Genomic DNA, 16,631 nt, shown 5'->3' with positions numbered 1-16,631 from the left:
CGTCCGCCGCGGCCCGCGGCGCCTGGCCGTGGGGGTCAGCGTACGGCGAATCCCTCGTAGCCCCCGCGGGGTGTGTCCCATATCTCGGTGACGCCGTCCACCCGCCCGGGCGTGTCGCCGCGCCGCAACCAGTCGAGGAGTCCTTCGCAGCCCTCCCGGGGGCCCTCGGCGACCACCTGGACCCGTCCGTCCCCCAGATTGAGAGCAAAACCACTCAGGCCGCCGATCTCCAGGGCCTTGGCGCGCGTGAACCAGCGGAAACCCACGCCCTGGACGTGTCCGCGCACCCAGGCAACCAGCCGTACTTCCTCGCTCATGGCTGCAACCTAACCGGCCAATGTCTCCAGGGGCACTTCCGCCCCAGGCGCCATGCGGTACCGTCCCGACCCAATGAATCTCATATGAAACTCACTCGATCGAGTGAGTTGGGTTGGCCCACGGGATCTCATGGGGGGTCGACCGCGAGACCGAGGAAGGCCAGGACATGGGACGCCACCGACGCTCCGCCGCCGGCCGCGCCACGGGTCGCGCCCCGGGTGTCATCCCGCCGCGCGGCTCCGCTCCGCGGACCCCCGACTCGCGGTACGCGCACCTGGACGGCCGCGCCCCGCTGGGCATCGCCCCCTATCTGAACCCGGGCGCGTACACCGAGGCCGACGCGAGGAGCACGGCGTACCTGTACGCGACGGACGACGGCCGCGTCCTCGGTCCGGACGGCGGTCACAGACCCAGGCCGGACGGTGGTCACGGACGCGGGGCCTACGGCGATGACGGACCCGGCGCAGCCGGCGGTCACGGACGCGGGGCGGACGGCGGTCACGGCCTCAGGGCGGACGGCCACGGCTTCTTCGCGGCGGAGTTCGCCGCCGCGGACGACGACACGGCCCGTGAGCGCGGGCACCGGCGCAAGAAGAAGGCCGCGACACCGGTGCGCACGGGTCTGCTCGGCGTCTCCGCCGCCGTCGCCCTCGGCACGGTCGCGGTGGCCACGGGCCTGGTGCCCGGACTGGACGACTACAAGATCGGCGGCACCGGCGGCAGCGACAACGTGCAGGCCGACGGGGTGCCCGGCAACACGGCCACCGAGCAGGGCGGCACCTCCGGCAGCGCCGCACCCGGCCGCGACACCGGCCTGAGCACCGGCCCCGAAACCCCCGGGGCGTCCTCTGCCGCGCCGTCCGCCCCGGCCTCGTCGGCGCCCGCCCCGTCCCGGACGGCGACGACGACGAAGCCGGCGGCCACGGCCACGCCGACGAAGCCCCGGACGGAGCGGCCGTCGGCGCCGGCCGCCGCGGAGCCGGCGGAACCGACGAAACAGGCGTCCGCGCAGGCGACGGTCTCCGCGCGGGCCGCCGCCGAGGCCGAGGTGCTGCGGCTGGTCAACGAGGAGCGGGCGAAGGTGGGCTGCGACGCCCTGGCGGCGAACGGCGCGCTGGCCCGGCTGGCCGGGGCGTTCAGCGAGGACATGGCCGCGCGTGACTTCTTCGACCACACCGACCCCGACGGGGCGACCCCGTGGGACCGGGCGACCGCGGCCGGCGTCACCGGCCTCGGCGGCGAGAACATAGCCCGGGGCCAGGCCGACGCGGCCGCCGTGATGGCCGCCTGGATGGACAGCCCAGGGCACCGGGCGAACATACTGAACTGCGACTTCAAGACCCTGGGCGTCGGCGTGCACTTCGCCTCGGGCGGCCCCTGGTGGACCCAGGACTTCGGCTACTGACCCGGTCCGGGCCGTAGCGCTGTCTTTCGGTTAGTGCAATCTACCGGTTAGCGCTGTGCTCACGTACGCTTGCGTCATGACCGCGACCCAGGAGCGCCCCTCGGAGCGGCGCCTCCCGTACGACGTGTTCGCCCGGGCCTGCCCGTCGCGCGGCACGCTGGAGCATGTCACGGGACGCTGGGGCGCGCTCGCCCTGGGCGCCCTGCACGAGGGCTCGTACCGCTTCAACGAGTTGCGCCGCCGTGTCGACGGCGTGAGCGAGAAGATGCTGTCGCAGACGCTGCACGCGCTGGAGCGCGACGGCCTGGTGCACCGCGAGGCCCAGCCGACGAACCCGCCCCGGGTGGACTACGAGCTGACGGCCCTGGGCCGTGAGGTCGCCGAGCGGCTGCTGGCCCTCATCCACTGTGTGGAGGGCTCCATGGACGACATCCTGACCGCCCGCGCGGCCTACGACGCCCGTACCGCTACCCCCTGACGCGCGGCGGGCGCTGGCACGTCGGGCAGAAGTAGCTGGACCTGTTCATCCAGGGGCGGCGGCGTATCGGTGTGCCGCAGCGCCGGCACGGCAGCCCCTCGCGCCCGTACGCGTCCAGGGACCGGTCGAAGTAACCGGATTCGCCGTTCACGTTGACGTAGAGGCTGTCGAAGCTGGTGCCGCCGACGGCGAGGGCCGCGTTCAGCACGTCCCGCACATGGCCCAGCAACTCGGCCGTGCGCGGCCGGGTGAAGTGCGCCGTCGGACGCTCGTAGTGGATCCGGGCCCGCCAAAGGGCCTCGTCCGCGTAGATGTTGCCGACGCCGCTGATCAACGACTGGTCCAGCAGGGCCCGTTTGATGGTGGTCCGCTTCCGGCGCAGCGCCCGGTGGAAGGCGTCGTCGTCGAAGAGCGGATCGAGCGGGTCGCGGGCGATGTGCGCGATGACGTCGGGCAGCCCCTCGGGCGTGGTGGGGTGCAACGACAGCCCGCCGAAGGTGCGTTGGTCGACGAAGCGCAGCTCGGTGCCCAGGTCGTCGGCGAACCGCACACGGATCCTCAGGTGCTTCTCGTCCGGCGCCGCGTGCGGCCGGACCAGCAGCTGACCGCTCATCCCGAGATGGGCCAGGACCGACTGGTCCGTGTCCTCCAGCGGCAGCCACAGGTACTTGCCCCGGCGGCGGGGAACGCCCATCCGGTGGCCCTTGAGGCGGTGCGCGAAGTCGTCGGCGCCGGCCACGTGACGGCGTACGGCACGCGGGTGCAGCACCTCGGTCTCGGCGACGGTGCGGTGCGCGACCCACCGCTCCAGACCGCGGCGTACGACCTCGACCTCGGGCAACTCGGGCATGGGACCCCCGTGACGGACCGTGTGGGAAGCCGAGCGCCCGCCCCCCGTCGGGGGGGGCGGGCGGTTCGGATGTGCTGGTGGTCAGGCGGGCGCGGCCGTCGCGTCGGGGTCGTCGCCGGCGGCCTCGCCTGCCGCGTCGACGGCCTGCGCGGCGCCCTGCCCCGTCTTGGCGCGCTCGTCCGCCGCGGCCCGGATGGACCGCCAGGCGGACTCGGCGGCCTGCTGCTCCGCCTCCTTCTTGCTGCGGCCGGTGCCGGTGCCGTACGAGACGCCTCCGACGCGGGCGGCAGCAGTGAAGGTCTTCTCGTGATCGGGTCCGGTCTCCGTGACCAGGTACTCGGGCACGCCGAGCCCTTCCATCGCGGTCAGTTCCTGGAGGCTGGTCTTCCAGTCCAGGCCGGCTCCGAGGTTGGAGGACTTCTCGATCAGCGGGTCGAAGAGCCGGTGCACCAGCTCGGACGCCGCGTCGAGGCCCTGGTCGAGATAGACCGCGCCGATCACCGCTTCGAGGGTGTCGGCGAGGATGGATGCCTTGTCCCGGCCGCCCGTGCCCTCTTCACCGCGGCCGAGCCGGATGAAGGAGCCCAGTTCGAGACCGCGGCCCACCTCCGCGAGCGCACGCGAGTTCACCACCGCGGCCCGCAGCTTGGCCAGCTGGCCCTCGGGCAGGTCGGGGTGGATGCGGTACAGCGTGTCCGTGACGACGAGGCCGAGGACGGAGTCCCCCAGGAACTCCAGCCGCTCGTTCGTCGGCAGACCGCCGTTCTCGTACGCGTAGGAACGGTGGGTCAGTGCTCGCACCAGAAGGGCGGACTCGACCTTGTAGCCGAGCCGCCCTTCCAGAAGCGTGTGGGACGAGGCCGTGTTGTCCGCTGGTCCGCTTCCGCTCACGCGGGAAGAGTTCTTCTTCGGCGTGGACACAGTGCCTCTCACCAGCCGCTCAGACCTCTAGAACCTGGCGCTTGTTGTAGGTGCCGCACGACGGGCACGCGATGTGCTGCTGCTTGGGCTCGTGGCAGCGCTCGCACGCAACCAGGGTGGGGACCGCAGCCTTCCACTGCGACCGGCGGTGGCGCGTGTTGCTGCGCGACATCTTCCGCTTCGGAACAGCCACGGCTACTTCTCCTGCTTCTCGTCGGCGCGTGCTGATCGAGGCACGTCGCCGCCCATCTCGTCCTTCTCGCCGTCCGTCATGGTGTCGGCGAGTCCCTGCAAAGCCGCCCACCGGATGTCGACGGCGGCGTGGTGGTGGTCCGGTTCGTCCGCGAGCCGTGCTCCGCACTCGGAGCACAGGCCCGGACAGTCGTCCCGGCACACCGGCTGCATCGGCAGTGCGAGCACCACCGCATCGCGCAGCACGGGTTCGAGGTCGATGAGTCCGTCCTCGACGAAGAGCCTGCTCTCGTCGTCCTCGGCGTCGTCGCCCGGTTCCGCGATCACACGGCCCCGGTCGTCGGCGTCAGGGTACGAGAACATCTCCTGGAAGTCCGCTTCGAGCCGCAGCTCGACCGGCTCCAGACACCTTACGCACTCCCCCTGGGCGGTGGCACGGGCGGTACCCGTGACGAGCACCCCTTCCATGACCGACTCAAGTCGGAGTTCGAGCTCCACCGGGGCGCCTTCCGGTACCCCGACGACCCCCTGCAGACCGAAGTCCCGGGGGGCGTCGACCGTGCGGGTCAGCCGCTGGAGCGCGCCCGGACGCCGCCCCAGCTCGTGTGTGTCGAACACGAACGGGTTGCGGTGGTCGAGGCGGGTGTTGGCGGCCATTCCTGCTTTCGGTCTTCTGAACTCAGAGGGACGCCGCCCGGCGGTGTTCCGGGGCAGCGCTGATCGCGGATGTGGGTGCGACCGAAGAGCCAGGATACTGGACCTTTCGCTCACGGCCCAATCCGCCGCCGGCTACAGGCCCCGGCCCTGCTCGTAGGCGCGCAGCTGCTCGGCGCTGATCATGCTGGTGTCGAAGAGGCTGGTCTCGTCGAGGGCGTAGCCCTGCTGGGCCGGCGGCCGGCCTTGGGCGTCCTGGCCGCCCTGGGCGTCCTGCGCCTGGTCGTAGCCGGCCCGCTGGGCGTCGTAGCCCTGGAAGGCGGCGTCCGCGGCCGGGGCGTAGCCGGGGGCGGCGTACGGGTCGCTGTGCTGGTAGCCGTACGGGTCCTGCTGGGCGTAGCCCTGCCGGCCCTGCTGGTGCGGGAAGCCGGCGTACGGGTCGGGCTGGGGCTGGTAGCCGTAGGCGGGCTGGGGCTCGTATCCCGCGGCGGGCTGCTGCGCGGGCTGTGGCGGCGCGGGCTGCCGCTGTGCCGGCGGCTCGGTGGGGGCGTCGGCCAGGGCCGCGAGGTCGGCGAGGTAGTCGGCGTCGCTGGAGTGCTGGTAGGTCGTCGTGTCGTCGGCGAGGGCGCCGAGGTCGTCGGTGGCGATGCGGCCGTGCAGCTTCTGGCGGCCGCGGCCGACGGCCTCCAGGGTCTTGGCCAGCACCGCCTCGAAGGCGCCGAGCTTGACGTCCACGTACTCGTCGGCGGTGCGCCGCAGGGTCTCCGGGTCGTGGCTGCGCTCGGGGGCGTCCTCGTCCTCGTAGCCGGCCTCGTCCAGGCCGGGGCCGGTGCCGAGCAGCTTCTCGCGGCCGCGGCCGACGGAGCCGAGGGTCTTGGTGAGGACGACCTCGAAGTTGGCGAGCTTGGAGTCCACGTAGTCGTCGGCCTCGGCCCGGATCTCCTCGGCCTCCTTGCGTGCCTCGGCGAGGATCCGGTCCGCCTCGGACTGGGAGCGGCGGGCGATCTCGGTGCCGGAGACCAGCGAGCCGCGCTCGGCGTGCGCGTTCTGGATGATCTGCTCGGCCTCCTGGCGGGCCTGCTCGACCATCTGCTCACGGCCGCCGATCAGCTCCTGGGCCTGGGCGAGGGAGCCGGGCAGGGCCTGGCGCACCTCTTCGAGCATCGCGAGCAGGTCGGCGCGGTTGACCACGCACGACGCCGACATGGGCATGGCCCGGGCGCTGGAGACCGCGGCCACGATCTCGTCGAGCTTCTTCTGCACGTCCACCTGTGCTCGCCACTCTCTACAGCTGTGTTGGAGACGGACGGGACGACTGTAGCCCCATCAGTCCTTGCGGAGGCGCTTGTTGAGGGCGTCGAGGACCACCGGGGGCACCAGGTGCGAGACGTCGCCACCCCATGTCGCGACCTCCTTGACGAGGGAGGAGGACAGGAAGCTGTAGGTGGGGTTGGTGGGCACGAAGAGGGTTTCCACGCCGGACAGACCGTTGTTCATCTGCGCCATCTGCAACTCGTAGTCGAAGTCGCTGACGGCGCGCAGGCCCTTGACGATGGCGGGGATGTCGCGCTCCTTGCAGAAGTCGACGAGCAGGCCGTGGAAGGACTCGACCCGGACGTTGCCGTACTCGGCGGTGACCTGGCGGATCAGGTCGATCCGCTCGTCGATCTCGAACAGGCCCTTCTTGGACTTGTTGATCATGACCGCGACATAGACCTCGTCGTACAGACGGGAGGCGCGGGAGATGATGTCGAGATGTCCGTTGGTGATGGGGTCGAACGACCCGGGACAGACGGCGCGGCGCACTTGTGATCCCTCGCTCTCCGATCCGGTCATCGTGCGTCTTCGCACGTAGAGGCGGCGCGACCGTACCAAAACGTTCCCTCGCCGTAGCGACGGGCCCGGAGCGCTTCGAAACCGTCCGGCCAGTGGAAATCCCCGCCTCTGGTGCTGCGCTCCACGGTGACGAGGGCTTGCGTGGCGAGCCAGCCCCCCGTGCGGAGTGTGAGCAGGATCTCCCGAAGATCGTCGTCTGATACGGCGTACGGGGGATCGAGGAAGACGATGTCGTACGGCTCGGCCGGCGCCGGCGTGCGCACGACCTGCTCCGCGCGGCCCGCCCTGACCTCGGCGCCCGGCAGGCCCAGGGCGCGCACGTTCTCGCGGACCGTGCGGGCGGCCCGGGCGTCGGCCTCGACGAGCAGCGTGTGGCCGGCCCCGCGGGACAGCGCCTCAAGGCCGACGGCGCCCGAGCCCGCGTAGAGGTCGAGGACGCGCTCGCCGTCCAGGGGGCCGCCCAGCAGGGACTGCCAGGTGGAGAAGAGCCCTTCACGCGCCCGGTCGGAGGTGGGGCGGGTTCCGTTGCCCGGCGGAACGGCCAGACGGCGTCCGCCGGCCCGGCCGGCGATCACGCGGGTCATCTCGGGTCCTTGTCGGGGTGCTGGGGCACGGGGTGTGCCCCGGTGGTGGCGCTCCCAGTGTCTCAGCCCTTGTCGAGGTACTGCTCACGCTCCTCGTCCAGCAGGGCGTCCAGCGCCGTCCGCAGCCCGGGCAGCCGCTCCAGTGCGGGGTCGGCGGCGACCACCGCGGCCGCCTCCTCGCGGGCCTCCGCGATGATCTCCTCGTCCTCGATGACGGCGAGGACCCGCAGGCTGGAGCGGGCGCCGGACTGGGCCTGGCCGAGGACGTCGCCCTCCCGGCGCTGTTCCAGGTCGATGCGGGACAGTTCGAAGCCGTCGAGGGTGGCGGCGACCGCGTTCAGCCGCTGGCGGGCCGCGCTCGCCTCGGGCATCTCGGTGACCAGCAGGCACAGCCCGGGTGCCGAGCCACGGCCGACACGGCCGCGCAGCTGGTGCAGTTGGGACACGCCGAAGCGGTCCGCGTCCATGATCACCATCGCGGTGGCGTTCGGCACGTTGACGCCGACCTCGATGACGGTCGTGGCCACCAGGACGTCGGTCTCGCCGGCCGCGAAGCGCCGCATGACCGCGTCCTTGTCGTCGGGCTGCATCCGGCCGTGCAGGATCTCGACCCTCAGGTCGCGCAGGGGGCCGGCCGAGAGCTGGGCGGCCACGTCCACGACGGCCAGCGGGGGCCGCTTCTCGGCCTCGTCCTCCGGCGACTTCCCGGCGCCACTCTTCTTCGGATCGTCTCCCTCGTCGCCCTCGTCGCCGTCGTCGCCGATGCGCGGGCAGACGACGTACGCCTGATGCCCGCCCGTGACCTCCTCGCGCACTCGCTCCCAGGCGCGCGCGAGGAAGTGGGGCTTGTCGGCGGCCGGCACGACATGGCTCGCGATCGGTGAACGCCCGGCGGGCAGTTGGTCGAGTACGGAGGTCTCCAGATCGCCGAAGACGGTCATGGCGACGGTCCGCGGGATCGGCGTCGCCGTCATGACCAGCAGATGCGGGGGCTGCCTCCCCTTGCCGCGCAGGGCGTCGCGCTGCTCCACGCCGAAGCGGTGCTGCTCGTCCACGACGACCAGGCCGAGGTCGTGGAACTGCACCTTGTCCTCGATCAGCGCATGCGTGCCGATCACGATCCCGGCCTCCCCGGTGACCAGGTCGAGCAGCGCCTGCCGGCGGGCCGCGGCGCCCATGGAACCGGTGAGCAGCACCACCTTGGTTGCCTGTTCCGCGCCGCCCAGCATGCCCCCCTCGGCCAGCTCGCCCATCATCTCCACGATCGAGCGGTGGTGCTGCTGGGCCAGCACCTCGGTCGGCGCGAGCATGGCTGCCTGACCGCCCGCGTCCACGACGGCGAGCATGGCGCGCAGGGCGACCATGGTCTTCCCGCTGCCCACCTCGCCCTGGAGCAGCCGGTGCATCGGGTGGTCGGTGGCCAGGTCGTCGAAGATCTCCTGGGAGACCTTGCGCTGGCCGTCGGTGAGCGTGAAGGGCAGCCGGTCGTCGAAGGCGGCCAGCAGGCCGTCGGGGGTGGGTCTGCGCGGCACGGCGGGAAGCTGGGCGTCGGCGTGCCGGCGGCGGGCGAGGGCCACCTGGAGGACGAATGCCTCGTCCCACTTGAGGCGGGCGCGGGCGTCGGCGATGTCCGCCTTGGTGTGCGGGCGGTGGATCTTGAGCAGGGCCTCGGGCAGGGAGACCAGGCCGCGGCCCTCGCGCAGGGACTCGGGCAGCGGGTCCACGGCGTCGCCTGCGCCGGGCAGCACCGTCTGCATCGCCTTGCCGATCTTCCAGGACTCCAGCTTGGCGGTGGCCGGGTAGATCGGGATCAGGGCGCCGGCCCAGCTCTCCGCGGTCTCCGCGGCCTCGTCGTCGGCGCCGCGCAGCAGTTCGTACGCCGGATGGGCGAGTTGGAGCCGCCGGTTGAAGACGGAGACCTTGCCCGAGAACATCGCGCGGGTGCCCGGCAGGAGGTCCTTGTGCGGCTTGTGCACGCCGTTGCCGAAGAAGACCAGTTGGAGCCGCCCGCTGCCGTCCGTGATCGTCACCTCCAGCCGCTGGCCCTTGCCGCGGGGGGCCCTGGCGGAGGCGAAGGTGTGCAGCCGGGCGTCGGCGACCTGGGCGACCACCGTGACGTGCTCGTCCATCGGGAGGTCGGCGAGGTGGGTGAGCTGCCCGCGCTCCTCGTATCTGCGGGGGTAGTGGTGCAGCAGGTCGCCGACGGTGCGCAGGCCGAGGTGCTCGGCCATCACCTTCGCGGTGGCGGGGCCGAGCACTGACCTCAGCGGTTGGTTCAGTGGTTCTTTCAGTGCGGGCACGAGATCCATTGCACACCACGTCACCGACAATGCCGTATACGTCGGGGGAAACCCCTGGTCAGGCGGGCTGTTCGGGCTCTAGGATGACGCGCTCAGGACCATGCCCGCGGCCACCGCCTCACCGGACCGCCCGACCCCGCGCCGTCGCGAAGTCCCCCCACCGGCGCTGCGACGATGGACTCCCAGACCTCACAGCAGTCCCAGGCATCCCCATCACCTCATACGTTCCAGGTCGACCTGCGTGGACTGGTGGACCTGCTCTCCCATCACCTGTACTCCAGCCCGAGGGTCTATCTGCGCGAGCTGCTGCAGAACGCCGTGGACGCCATCACCGCCCGGCGGGCCGAACAGCCCGGCGCCCCGGCCCGGGTGCGGCTGCACGCCGACGGCCGCACCCTGCGCGTGGAGGACACCGGCGTCGGGCTCACCGAGCCGGACGTGCACGCCCTGCTGGCGACGATCGGCCGCAGCTCCAAGCGGGCGGACGGCCTTCAGGAGGCACGCTCGGACTTCCTCGGCCAGTTCGGCATCGGGCTGCTCGCCTGCTTCCTGGTCGCCGAACGCATCCGCGTGGTCAGCCGCAGCGCCCGCACGCCCGGCGCCCCGCCCGTGGAGTGGACCGCGCGCGACGACGGTTCGTACACGGTGCGGACCCTGCCGGACGCCGAGCGGCCCGAGGCGGGCACCACCGTCCACCTGGTGGCGCGGGCCGGGGCCGGCGCCTGGCTCGCGCCCGAGCGGGTCCGCGCGCTGGCCCGGGAGTTCGGTTCCCTGCTGCCGTACGACGTGCGGGTCGGTGACGAGCCGTTCACCGATCTGCCGGCGCCCTGGGACCGCGCCCACCCCACCCCGGCGGCCCGCCGGGTGGCGCTGGCCCGGTACTGCCACGACCTGTTCGGCTTCACCCCGCTGGACTCCATCGACCTGGACGTGCCGCTGGCCGGTGTCCGCGGGGTGGCGTATGTGCTGCCGGATGCGGTCAGCCCCGCCCAGCGGGCCACGCACCGGGTGCACCTGAAGGGGATGCTGCTCACCGAGCGCGCCGAACAGCTGCTGCCCGACTGGGCGTTCTTCGTGCGCTGCGTGCTGGACACGGACAGCCTGCGGCCCACCGCCTCACGGGAATCGCTCTACGAGGACGAGACCCTGGCCGCCGTGCGGGACGCGCTCGGCGAGCGGATCCGCTCCTGGCTGACCGCACTGGCGGCGAACGACCCGGAGCGGCTGGCCGGCTTCCTGTCGGTGCACCACCTCGGCGTGAAGTCCCTGGCGCGGCACGACACGCAGATGCTGCGCACGATGCTGCCATGGCTGCCCTTCGAGACGACCGACGGGCGGCTGTCCCTTGAGGAGTTCGCGCGGCGCCACCCGGTGGTGCACTTCACGCGCGCGGTCGAGGAGTACCGGCAGGTCGCGCCGATCGCGTCCGCGCAGGGCATCGGCGTGGTCAACGGCGGCTACACGTACGACAGCGAACTGGTCGCGGCCCTGCCGTCGGTGCGCCCGGGCACGGTGGTCGCCGAACTGGACGCGGACACCGTGACCGCCCACCTGGACGCGGTCGACCCGGCCGAGGAGCTGGCCCTGTCCGGGTTCCTGGCCGCCGCCCGGGCGAGGCTCGACCCGCTGGGCTGCGATGTGGTCCTGCGCGCCTTCCACCCGCTGTCCGTGCCCGCGCTGCACCTGGACGACCGGGCGGCCCGGCACGAACAGGCCCGCGCCGAGGCCGAGGAGCAGGCCGACGACCTGTGGGCGGGCATCCTCGGCTCGCTGCGCGGCAGCGCCCCGCGCGCGCGTCTCGTGCTCAACCACCTCAGCCCGCTGATCCGCAGGATCGGCGCACTGAAGGACGCCGAGCTGATCGGCACGGCCACGGAGTCCCTGTACGGGCAGGCGCTGCTGATGGCGCAGCGCCCGCTGCGGCCCGCCGACTCCGCACTGCTCAACCGCGCGTTCATCGGCCTGCTGGAGTGGGCCACACACGGGGAGGACGGTCGCCGATGAGCGGCATCACGGACTTCGACGCGCTGCGCCGGGCGATGGCCGAGAACGGCGAGCGGCCGGAGGGCCCGGCCCGCAACGCGCGCGCGGAACAACTGCTCGCCGACGCGGAGCGGCTGGACATCCCGCTCGCCGTCATCGAAGCGCTCGGACACCAGCTGAAGGTCTACAACTACAGCTCCGAGAAGGACAAGATGTTCGTCCCGTTCGCGCGGCTGCTGCGCATGTGGGACGAGCGCCCGGAGGACTTCGACGCCTACGAGACCCACTCCCTGCACTGGGTCTTCAAGTGGATGTCGGCCGGCATGCTGGACCAGCCGCACATCCCGCTCGCCTCCGTCGAGAGGTGGCTGGCCGAGATGGCGCACCGCTACCGGCTGGCCGGGTACTCCGAACGGGCCGTGCACGCGGCCGAGTTCGGCGTCGCCGCGCACATCGGCGACCTGGACCGCGCCGAGCGGGCGTACGCGGCGTGGCTGGCCGCCGACCGGGACGACATGGCCGACTGCCACGCGTGCGAACTGCACGGGCAGGGCGGCTGGCAGGTGCGGCGCGGCCGGGACGCCGAGGCGATCGAGCTGTGGCGGCCGGTCCTGGCGGGCGAGTACACCTGCGCCCACGAGCCGCACACCATCCTCGCGTCCTCCCTGGCGCCGCTGCTGCGCCTCGGCCGCGCGGAGCAGGCCCGCGCCCACCACCTGCGCGGCTTCCGGCTGGTGCGGCCCATGGAGAGCATGCGCGGCGCGTACGCGGACCATGTCGAGTTCTGCGCGCTGACCGGCAACGAGGCGCGCGGCCTGGAACTGCTCGCCGAGCGTCCGGCGTACTTCACGGACACCGGGCAGCCACGCAGCCGGCTGGACTTCCTCGCCGTGGTGACCCTGCTGATGGACCGCATGACCGAGCTGGGGCTCGGCGGACAGCGGGTGCCCGGCCCGGACGGACGGGCGTGGACCGCGGGGGAACTCGCCGCCCACGCGCGCGCGAAGGCCCTGGAGCTGGCCGCGCGGTTCGACCGGCGCAACGGCACTTCGTACGTCGGCGAGCGCACGCGCGCGCGGATGGCGCAGCGCCCGCTCGTGGAACGGCTGCCGCTGGGGGTGCGCACGGCCGTCGCGCGCACCCCCGCACCGCCCGCGCCCGCCGCGGCCCCGGCCACCCCGGCGGCCGAGCCCGACCTGCCCGCCCTGCTCGCCGAGGCACGGCGGCTGACGGACACGCTGCGGCCGCACGCCGTCGAGGCGTGGGCGGCGTTCGCCCGAGCCGCCGAGGGCACAGAGGGCACAGAGCTGGACGCGCGCACGCGCGCGGAGATCGCCGACCACGCCGCGATGGACCACGGCCCCGACGGCGTCGAGCTGTTCGAACGGGCCGCCGAGCTGTACGCGGAGGCGGGCGACCCCGGGGAGGCACTGGCGGCACGCGCGCGTGCCGCGTACGTACGCGCCCTGTCGGGCCGCATCGCCGAAGGGCTCGCCGCGGTCGCCGGTCCCTACGACGACGTGCTCGCGCTGTACGCCGAGGACGCCACCGGCCTGCGGCAGACGGCGGCGGTGCTGATGAGCCGGGCGCGGATCCTGATGCGGCGGCTGTACGAGGGGCATGACGAGACGCCGGACGCCGCCCCGGCCGCCGAGCGGGCCGTACGGGAGCTGCTGGCGCTGGTCGACGGCCGCACGGAGGGCGACGTACGGCTGGTCTCGCGCCTCGCCGAGGGGCGGGCGATGCTCGCGCAGCTCGCCGAGCACTCCGGGGACGTGGACGCGGCGGCCGGCCTGTTCCGGCAGGCCGTGGACCGGTACGTGGACGCGGGGCTGCCGTGGTTCGCGGTGGAGTACGAGGCACGGCTGGCCGCCCTCGCCCACCGGCGCGACGACATGGCGGAGGCGGAGCGTGCGCTGCGGGCGGCCCTGGAGCACGGCGGGCCGTATGTGGAGGCCGTCGGCCGGGCCCAGCTGCACCTCCAGCTCGCCGAGGTCGTCGGCGGCCGTGGCGAGCTGCGGGAGGCGGCGGAGCATGCGCTGGAGGCGGCGCACTGGGCCGACGAGGCCGCGCAGAGCGGCACGCTGGGCTCCTGGGCCCGGCACCAGCTGGGCGGCTTCCTGCTGCGCCAGGGACGGTTCGCGGAGGCCGCCGAGGTGCTGGAGTCGGCGCTGCCCGACCTGAGGGCCGAGACGCACGGCGAGGGCGCGATCGTGCAGACGCAGTGGTGGCTCGGGGACTGCTTGAGCGAGCTGGGCGAGCACCGGGCCGCCGCCGAACGCCGGCTGGAGGCCGCCGAGATCGCCCGGCACTGGCCCGAGCAGCACGATCACGCCACGCTCGCCCATCTCGCCGCCGAGTCCCTGGGGCAGGCCGGGCTGCCCGCCGAGGCGGAACGGGCCTATGCGCGCGCGGGCGACCTGTGGCGCTCGCTCGGCGATGTCCACGGCCTGGTGCGCTCGCTGCGCGCCCGGGCGTGGCTGGCGCTGGGCGACGAGGCCGGGGCCGACGGGGCGCGGGAGCTGATGGCCGAGGCGGTCCGGGAGTGCGCGGCGGCACGGGAGGCGGCGGGCGACGAACCGGCCCGGCATCGGCTGACCTTCGAACTCGCGCACACGCACCGGCAGTTCGGCGATCTGCTGGCCCGTTCGGTGGCCGAGGAGGCCGACGACGACGCGATCCGGGCCGCGTTCGAGGACGCGCTGTCCCAGATCACGCTGGCGATCGAGGTGTTCGCGGTGCAGTCCGGCGAGGCCCTGCACGAACGCACCGGAGCCGAACTGGCCGCGGGCTGGCTGGAGGCCGACCTGGGCCGCCCGGCCGCGGCGGCCGTACGCGCGCGTGCGGTGCTGGAGGCGTACGCGGGGGCCGACGAGGCGGACCGGACGGTACGGGAGCGGCGGGCGGAGGCGGCCCAGATGCTGGACCTCGCGACCCGGCAGGAGGAGGACTGACGTCCGGGGCCGGGCGGGTGAGCGGACCGTCCGGGGCCGGGCGGGTGAGCGGGCCGCGTCAAGCACGGCTTCCGCCTGGTCGCCCGCGTGCCCGTGGCGGCCGGCGCGGCCCGCCTCCCGGTATGCGTCACTCTGCGTCTGTTTCCGCCGCTCCCCGCCGCTCCCCGCCGCTCCCCGTCGCTCCCGTCTCTCCCTGTGCCTCCAGTCACCGGGCGACACCCGGCATCGCTTGACGCCGCTTGGCGTCACTTGACGTCACTCCACGCCGACCAGGAGCAGTGCTCCCTGCCGCCCTCCTCGGTAGACGACCGTGTCGACCGCGAGGTACGACTCGCGCACGCGTGCCTCCAGCCGGTCGGCGGCCTCGGGGGGCGCGTCGTCGCCGAGGACGATGGTGACCAGCTCCCCGCCGGCCTGGAGCATGCGGTCCAGGACGGCCTCGGCGGTGGCGGTGACGTCCGAGCCGATCACCGCGACATCGCCCTCGATGAGGCCGAGGACGTCACCGGCCTGGCAGATGCCGGCCATGGTCCAGGACTGCCGTTCGGCGACCGTGACCTCGGCGTAGCGGGTGGCGCCCGCGGCGGAGGTCATCTGGACGACGTCCTCGTCGAAGCGGCGCTCCGGCTCGTGCACGGCGAGCGCGGCGATCCCCTGGACCGCTGAGCGCGTCGGGATGAGGGCGACCCGGACGCCCTCGGCGCGGGCCTGCTCGGCCGCCGCGGCGGCGGTGTGCCGCAGTTCGGCGTCGTTCGGCAGCAGCACGACCTCGCGCGCGTGGGCCCGCCGTACCGCCTCGACCAGCTCGCCGCTCGCGGGCGGCTCGCCGGGACGGGCCAGCACGGTGGTGGCCCCGGCCTCGGTGTACAGCCCGGCCAGTCCCTCGCCTGGGACGACCGCGACGACGGCCCGCTGCACCCGCTCCCGGGGCGGCAGCGCGCCGCCGCGGGTGTGGACGTCGCCACGGCCGAAGCGGGTGATCCGGATCCGGTACGGCCGCCCGGCCTCGACGCCCGCCTCCACCGCGGCGCCCGCGTCGTCGACGTGCACATGGACGTTCCACAGCCCGTCGCCGCCGACCACGACGAGGGAGTCCCCGAGCCCGTCGAGCCGGTCCCGCAGCCGGTCCACGGCGGCGTCGTCGGCCTCCAGCAGATAGATCACCTCGTAGCCGGGGCCGCCCGGCTCAGCACCGCCCCGGCACCCGGCGTCCTCGGCACCGGCCGCCTGGGGCCCGGGCTCCGGTGCGGCGGGCCGCTCCGTGTCCGTGCCGGGCGCCACGCGCGCGTACGCCCCGCGTACCGGAACCGCTGCGCCCGGTGCCTCGCCGGTGAACGTCTCGACCAGGGCGGCGAGCACCGCCACCAGTCCCCTGCCGCCCGCGTCCACCACCCCGGCCCGCGCCAGGACGGCCAGCTGCCCCGGGGTCGCCGCCAGCGCCGTGCACGCCCCCGCGTAGGCGGCCCGCGCCACCGCCCCGCAGCCGCCCTCGACGTCCCCGGCCGCTTCCGCCGCCGCCGAGGCGACCGAGAGCACGGTGCCCTCGACGGGATGGGCCACGGCACGGCGGGCGGAGTCGGCGGCGTGCCGCAGGGCGAGCCGCAGCTCGGGCCCGTCGATGTGAGCCGTCTCACCCGGGCCGCCCGTACCGTCCGGGCCGGCGCCGGCGGTGAGCACCTGCGCCATGCCGCGCAGCAGCTGCGCGAGGATCGTCCCGGAGTTGCCACGGGCCCCGATCAGGGCGCCGTGCGCCATGGCGTGCAGGGCCTCGGCCGGCGACGGCGCGGCGCCCTGCCCGGCGCCCGCCTCGTACCCGGAGAACACCGCCTCGACCGCGGCGGCCGCCGACTCCAGCGTCAGGTACAGGTTCGTCCCCGTGTCGCCGTCCGCCACCGGGTAGACGTTGATCGCGTCGATCTCCTCCCGGGCCCGGCCCAGCGCCCGGAGCGCGTGACCGCACCAGCTGCGCACCGCGAGAGCATCGAAGAATGTCTGCGGCACCTGGGCCACCTGCGCCTCCCTGAGCCGGCCGAACTGGACGCAGCGTAGACCCAGGACCCCCGCGGACCCGAGCAGGGCCGCGCACGGGCCCTGAGCTGCCATGGTAGTTTCGTGGTACGGGCGCAGCCGTTGTATGCTGCTCCGGTTGCCCGATC

14 protein-coding genes are annotated in these 16,631 nt (G+C 73.7%); 4 read left to right on the top strand and 10 right to left on the bottom strand.

Annotated features, from left to right (window positions below):
* Nucleotides 1–35: 35 nt before the first annotated feature.
* Nucleotides 36–317 carry an acylphosphatase gene (locus AC27LF_RS27640; protein WP_479659078.1) on the bottom strand — a complete coding sequence of 94 codons (282 nt, stop codon included), beginning with the start codon at nt 315–317 and terminating at the stop codon, nt 36–38.
* Between the two features lie 167 nt (nt 318–484).
* Between AC27LF_RS27640 and AC27LF_RS27635 the strand changes: the two genes are divergently transcribed.
* Both AC27LF_RS27635 and AC27LF_RS27630 read left to right on the top strand, forming a co-directional pair.
* Nucleotides 485–1,723, top strand: coding sequence for a CAP domain-containing protein (locus AC27LF_RS27635; protein ID WP_479659079.1), 1,239 nt, complete (start codon nt 485–487; stop codon nt 1,721–1,723).
* A 76-nt stretch (nt 1,724–1,799) separates the two neighbouring features.
* Nucleotides 1,800–2,201: a winged helix-turn-helix transcriptional regulator gene (locus AC27LF_RS27630; protein ID WP_479659080.1), complete on the top strand. Its 402-nt coding sequence runs from the start codon at nt 1,800–1,802 to the stop codon at nt 2,199–2,201.
* On the opposite strand, the gene mutM is transcribed toward AC27LF_RS27630, so the two are convergent.
* From mutM to recG, 8 genes are all read right to left on the bottom strand, one after another.
* On the bottom strand, nt 2,191–3,051 hold the full coding sequence (mutM, locus tag AC27LF_RS27625) for a bifunctional DNA-formamidopyrimidine glycosylase/DNA-(apurinic or apyrimidinic site) lyase (RefSeq protein ID WP_479659081.1): 861 nt from the start codon (nt 3,049–3,051) through the stop codon (nt 2,191–2,193). The genes AC27LF_RS27630 and mutM overlap by 11 nt on opposite strands.
* 81 nt (nt 3,052–3,132) lie before the next feature.
* Nucleotides 3,133–3,984, bottom strand: a complete 852-nt coding sequence (rnc, locus tag AC27LF_RS27620) for a ribonuclease III (protein WP_479659082.1) — start codon at nt 3,982–3,984, stop codon at nt 3,133–3,135.
* A 7-nt stretch (nt 3,985–3,991) separates the two neighbouring features.
* Nucleotides 3,992–4,165, bottom strand: a complete 174-nt coding sequence (gene rpmF, locus AC27LF_RS27615; RefSeq protein WP_003951102.1) for a 50S ribosomal protein L32 — start codon at nt 4,163–4,165, stop codon at nt 3,992–3,994.
* A 2-nt stretch (nt 4,166–4,167) separates the two neighbouring features.
* Nucleotides 4,168–4,821: a YceD family protein gene (locus tag AC27LF_RS27610; RefSeq protein WP_479659083.1), complete on the bottom strand. Its 654-nt coding sequence runs from the start codon at nt 4,819–4,821 to the stop codon at nt 4,168–4,170.
* 132 nt (nt 4,822–4,953) lie between these two features.
* Complete coding sequence (locus tag AC27LF_RS27605; RefSeq protein ID WP_479659084.1) at nt 4,954–6,087, bottom strand: F0F1 ATP synthase subunit B; 1,134 nt, start codon at nt 6,085–6,087, stop codon at nt 4,954–4,956.
* 57 nt (nt 6,088–6,144) lie between these two features.
* Nucleotides 6,145–6,624, bottom strand: coding sequence for a pantetheine-phosphate adenylyltransferase (gene coaD, locus AC27LF_RS27600; protein WP_351735754.1), 480 nt, complete (start codon nt 6,622–6,624; stop codon nt 6,145–6,147).
* A 26-nt stretch (nt 6,625–6,650) separates the two neighbouring features.
* Nucleotides 6,651–7,238, bottom strand: a complete 588-nt coding sequence (rsmD, locus tag AC27LF_RS27595) for a 16S rRNA (guanine(966)-N(2))-methyltransferase RsmD (RefSeq protein WP_479659085.1) — start codon at nt 7,236–7,238, stop codon at nt 6,651–6,653.
* 62 nt (nt 7,239–7,300) lie between these two features.
* Nucleotides 7,301–9,547 carry an ATP-dependent DNA helicase RecG gene (gene recG, locus AC27LF_RS27590; RefSeq protein WP_479659086.1) on the bottom strand — a complete coding sequence of 749 codons (2,247 nt, stop codon included), beginning with the start codon at nt 9,545–9,547 and terminating at the stop codon, nt 7,301–7,303.
* 165 nt (nt 9,548–9,712) lie between these two features.
* On the opposite strand from recG, the gene AC27LF_RS27585 reads away from it, so the two are divergent.
* Both AC27LF_RS27585 and AC27LF_RS27580 read left to right on the top strand, forming a co-directional pair.
* Nucleotides 9,713–11,542: an HSP90 family protein gene (locus tag AC27LF_RS27585; RefSeq protein ID WP_479659087.1), complete on the top strand. Its 1,830-nt coding sequence runs from the start codon at nt 9,713–9,715 to the stop codon at nt 11,540–11,542.
* A complete protein-coding gene (locus tag AC27LF_RS27580; RefSeq protein ID WP_479659088.1) occupies nt 11,539–14,475 on the top strand; it encodes a tetratricopeptide repeat protein in 2,937 nt (978 codons plus the stop codon). The genes AC27LF_RS27585 and AC27LF_RS27580 overlap by 4 nt, the downstream gene beginning before the upstream one ends.
* Before the next feature lie 255 nt (nt 14,476–14,730).
* On the opposite strand, the gene AC27LF_RS27575 is transcribed toward AC27LF_RS27580, so the two are convergent.
* Entirely contained in the window at nt 14,731–16,485 is a 1,755-nt protein-coding gene (locus AC27LF_RS27575) for a DAK2 domain-containing protein (RefSeq protein ID WP_479659120.1), read from the bottom strand.
* Between the last annotated feature and the right edge of the window lie 146 nt (nt 16,486–16,631).

This window comes from Streptomyces diversicolor, assembly GCF_057537855.1.
Note: the sequence above shows the minus strand (reverse complement) of the source record. Positions and strands in the feature narration are given on the sequence as shown.

Bases quoted from the DNA above. Each gene is read 5' to 3' on its own strand.
- AC27LF_RS27640 (WP_479659078.1), bottom strand. From the start codon at position 317: ATGAGCGAGGAAGTACGGCTGGTTGCCTGGGTGCGCGGACACGTCCAG.
- AC27LF_RS27635 (WP_479659079.1), top strand. From the start codon at position 485: ATGGGACGCCACCGACGCTCCGCCGCCGGCCGCGCCACGGGTCGCGCC.
- AC27LF_RS27630 (WP_479659080.1), top strand. From the start codon at position 1,800: ATGACCGCGACCCAGGAGCGCCCCTCGGAGCGGCGCCTCCCGTACGAC.
- mutM (WP_479659081.1), bottom strand. From the start codon at position 3,051: ATGCCCGAGTTGCCCGAGGTCGAGGTCGTACGCCGCGGTCTGGAGCGG.
- AC27LF_RS27610 (WP_479659083.1), bottom strand. From the start codon at position 4,821: ATGGCCGCCAACACCCGCCTCGACCACCGCAACCCGTTCGTGTTCGAC.
- rsmD (WP_479659085.1), bottom strand. From the start codon at position 7,238: ATGACCCGCGTGATCGCCGGCCGGGCCGGCGGACGCCGTCTGGCCGTT.
- recG (WP_479659086.1), bottom strand. From the start codon at position 9,547: ATGGATCTCGTGCCCGCACTGAAAGAACCACTGAACCAACCGCTGAGG.
- AC27LF_RS27585 (WP_479659087.1), top strand. From the start codon at position 9,713: ATGGACTCCCAGACCTCACAGCAGTCCCAGGCATCCCCATCACCTCAT.
- AC27LF_RS27580 (WP_479659088.1), top strand. From the start codon at position 11,539: ATGAGCGGCATCACGGACTTCGACGCGCTGCGCCGGGCGATGGCCGAG.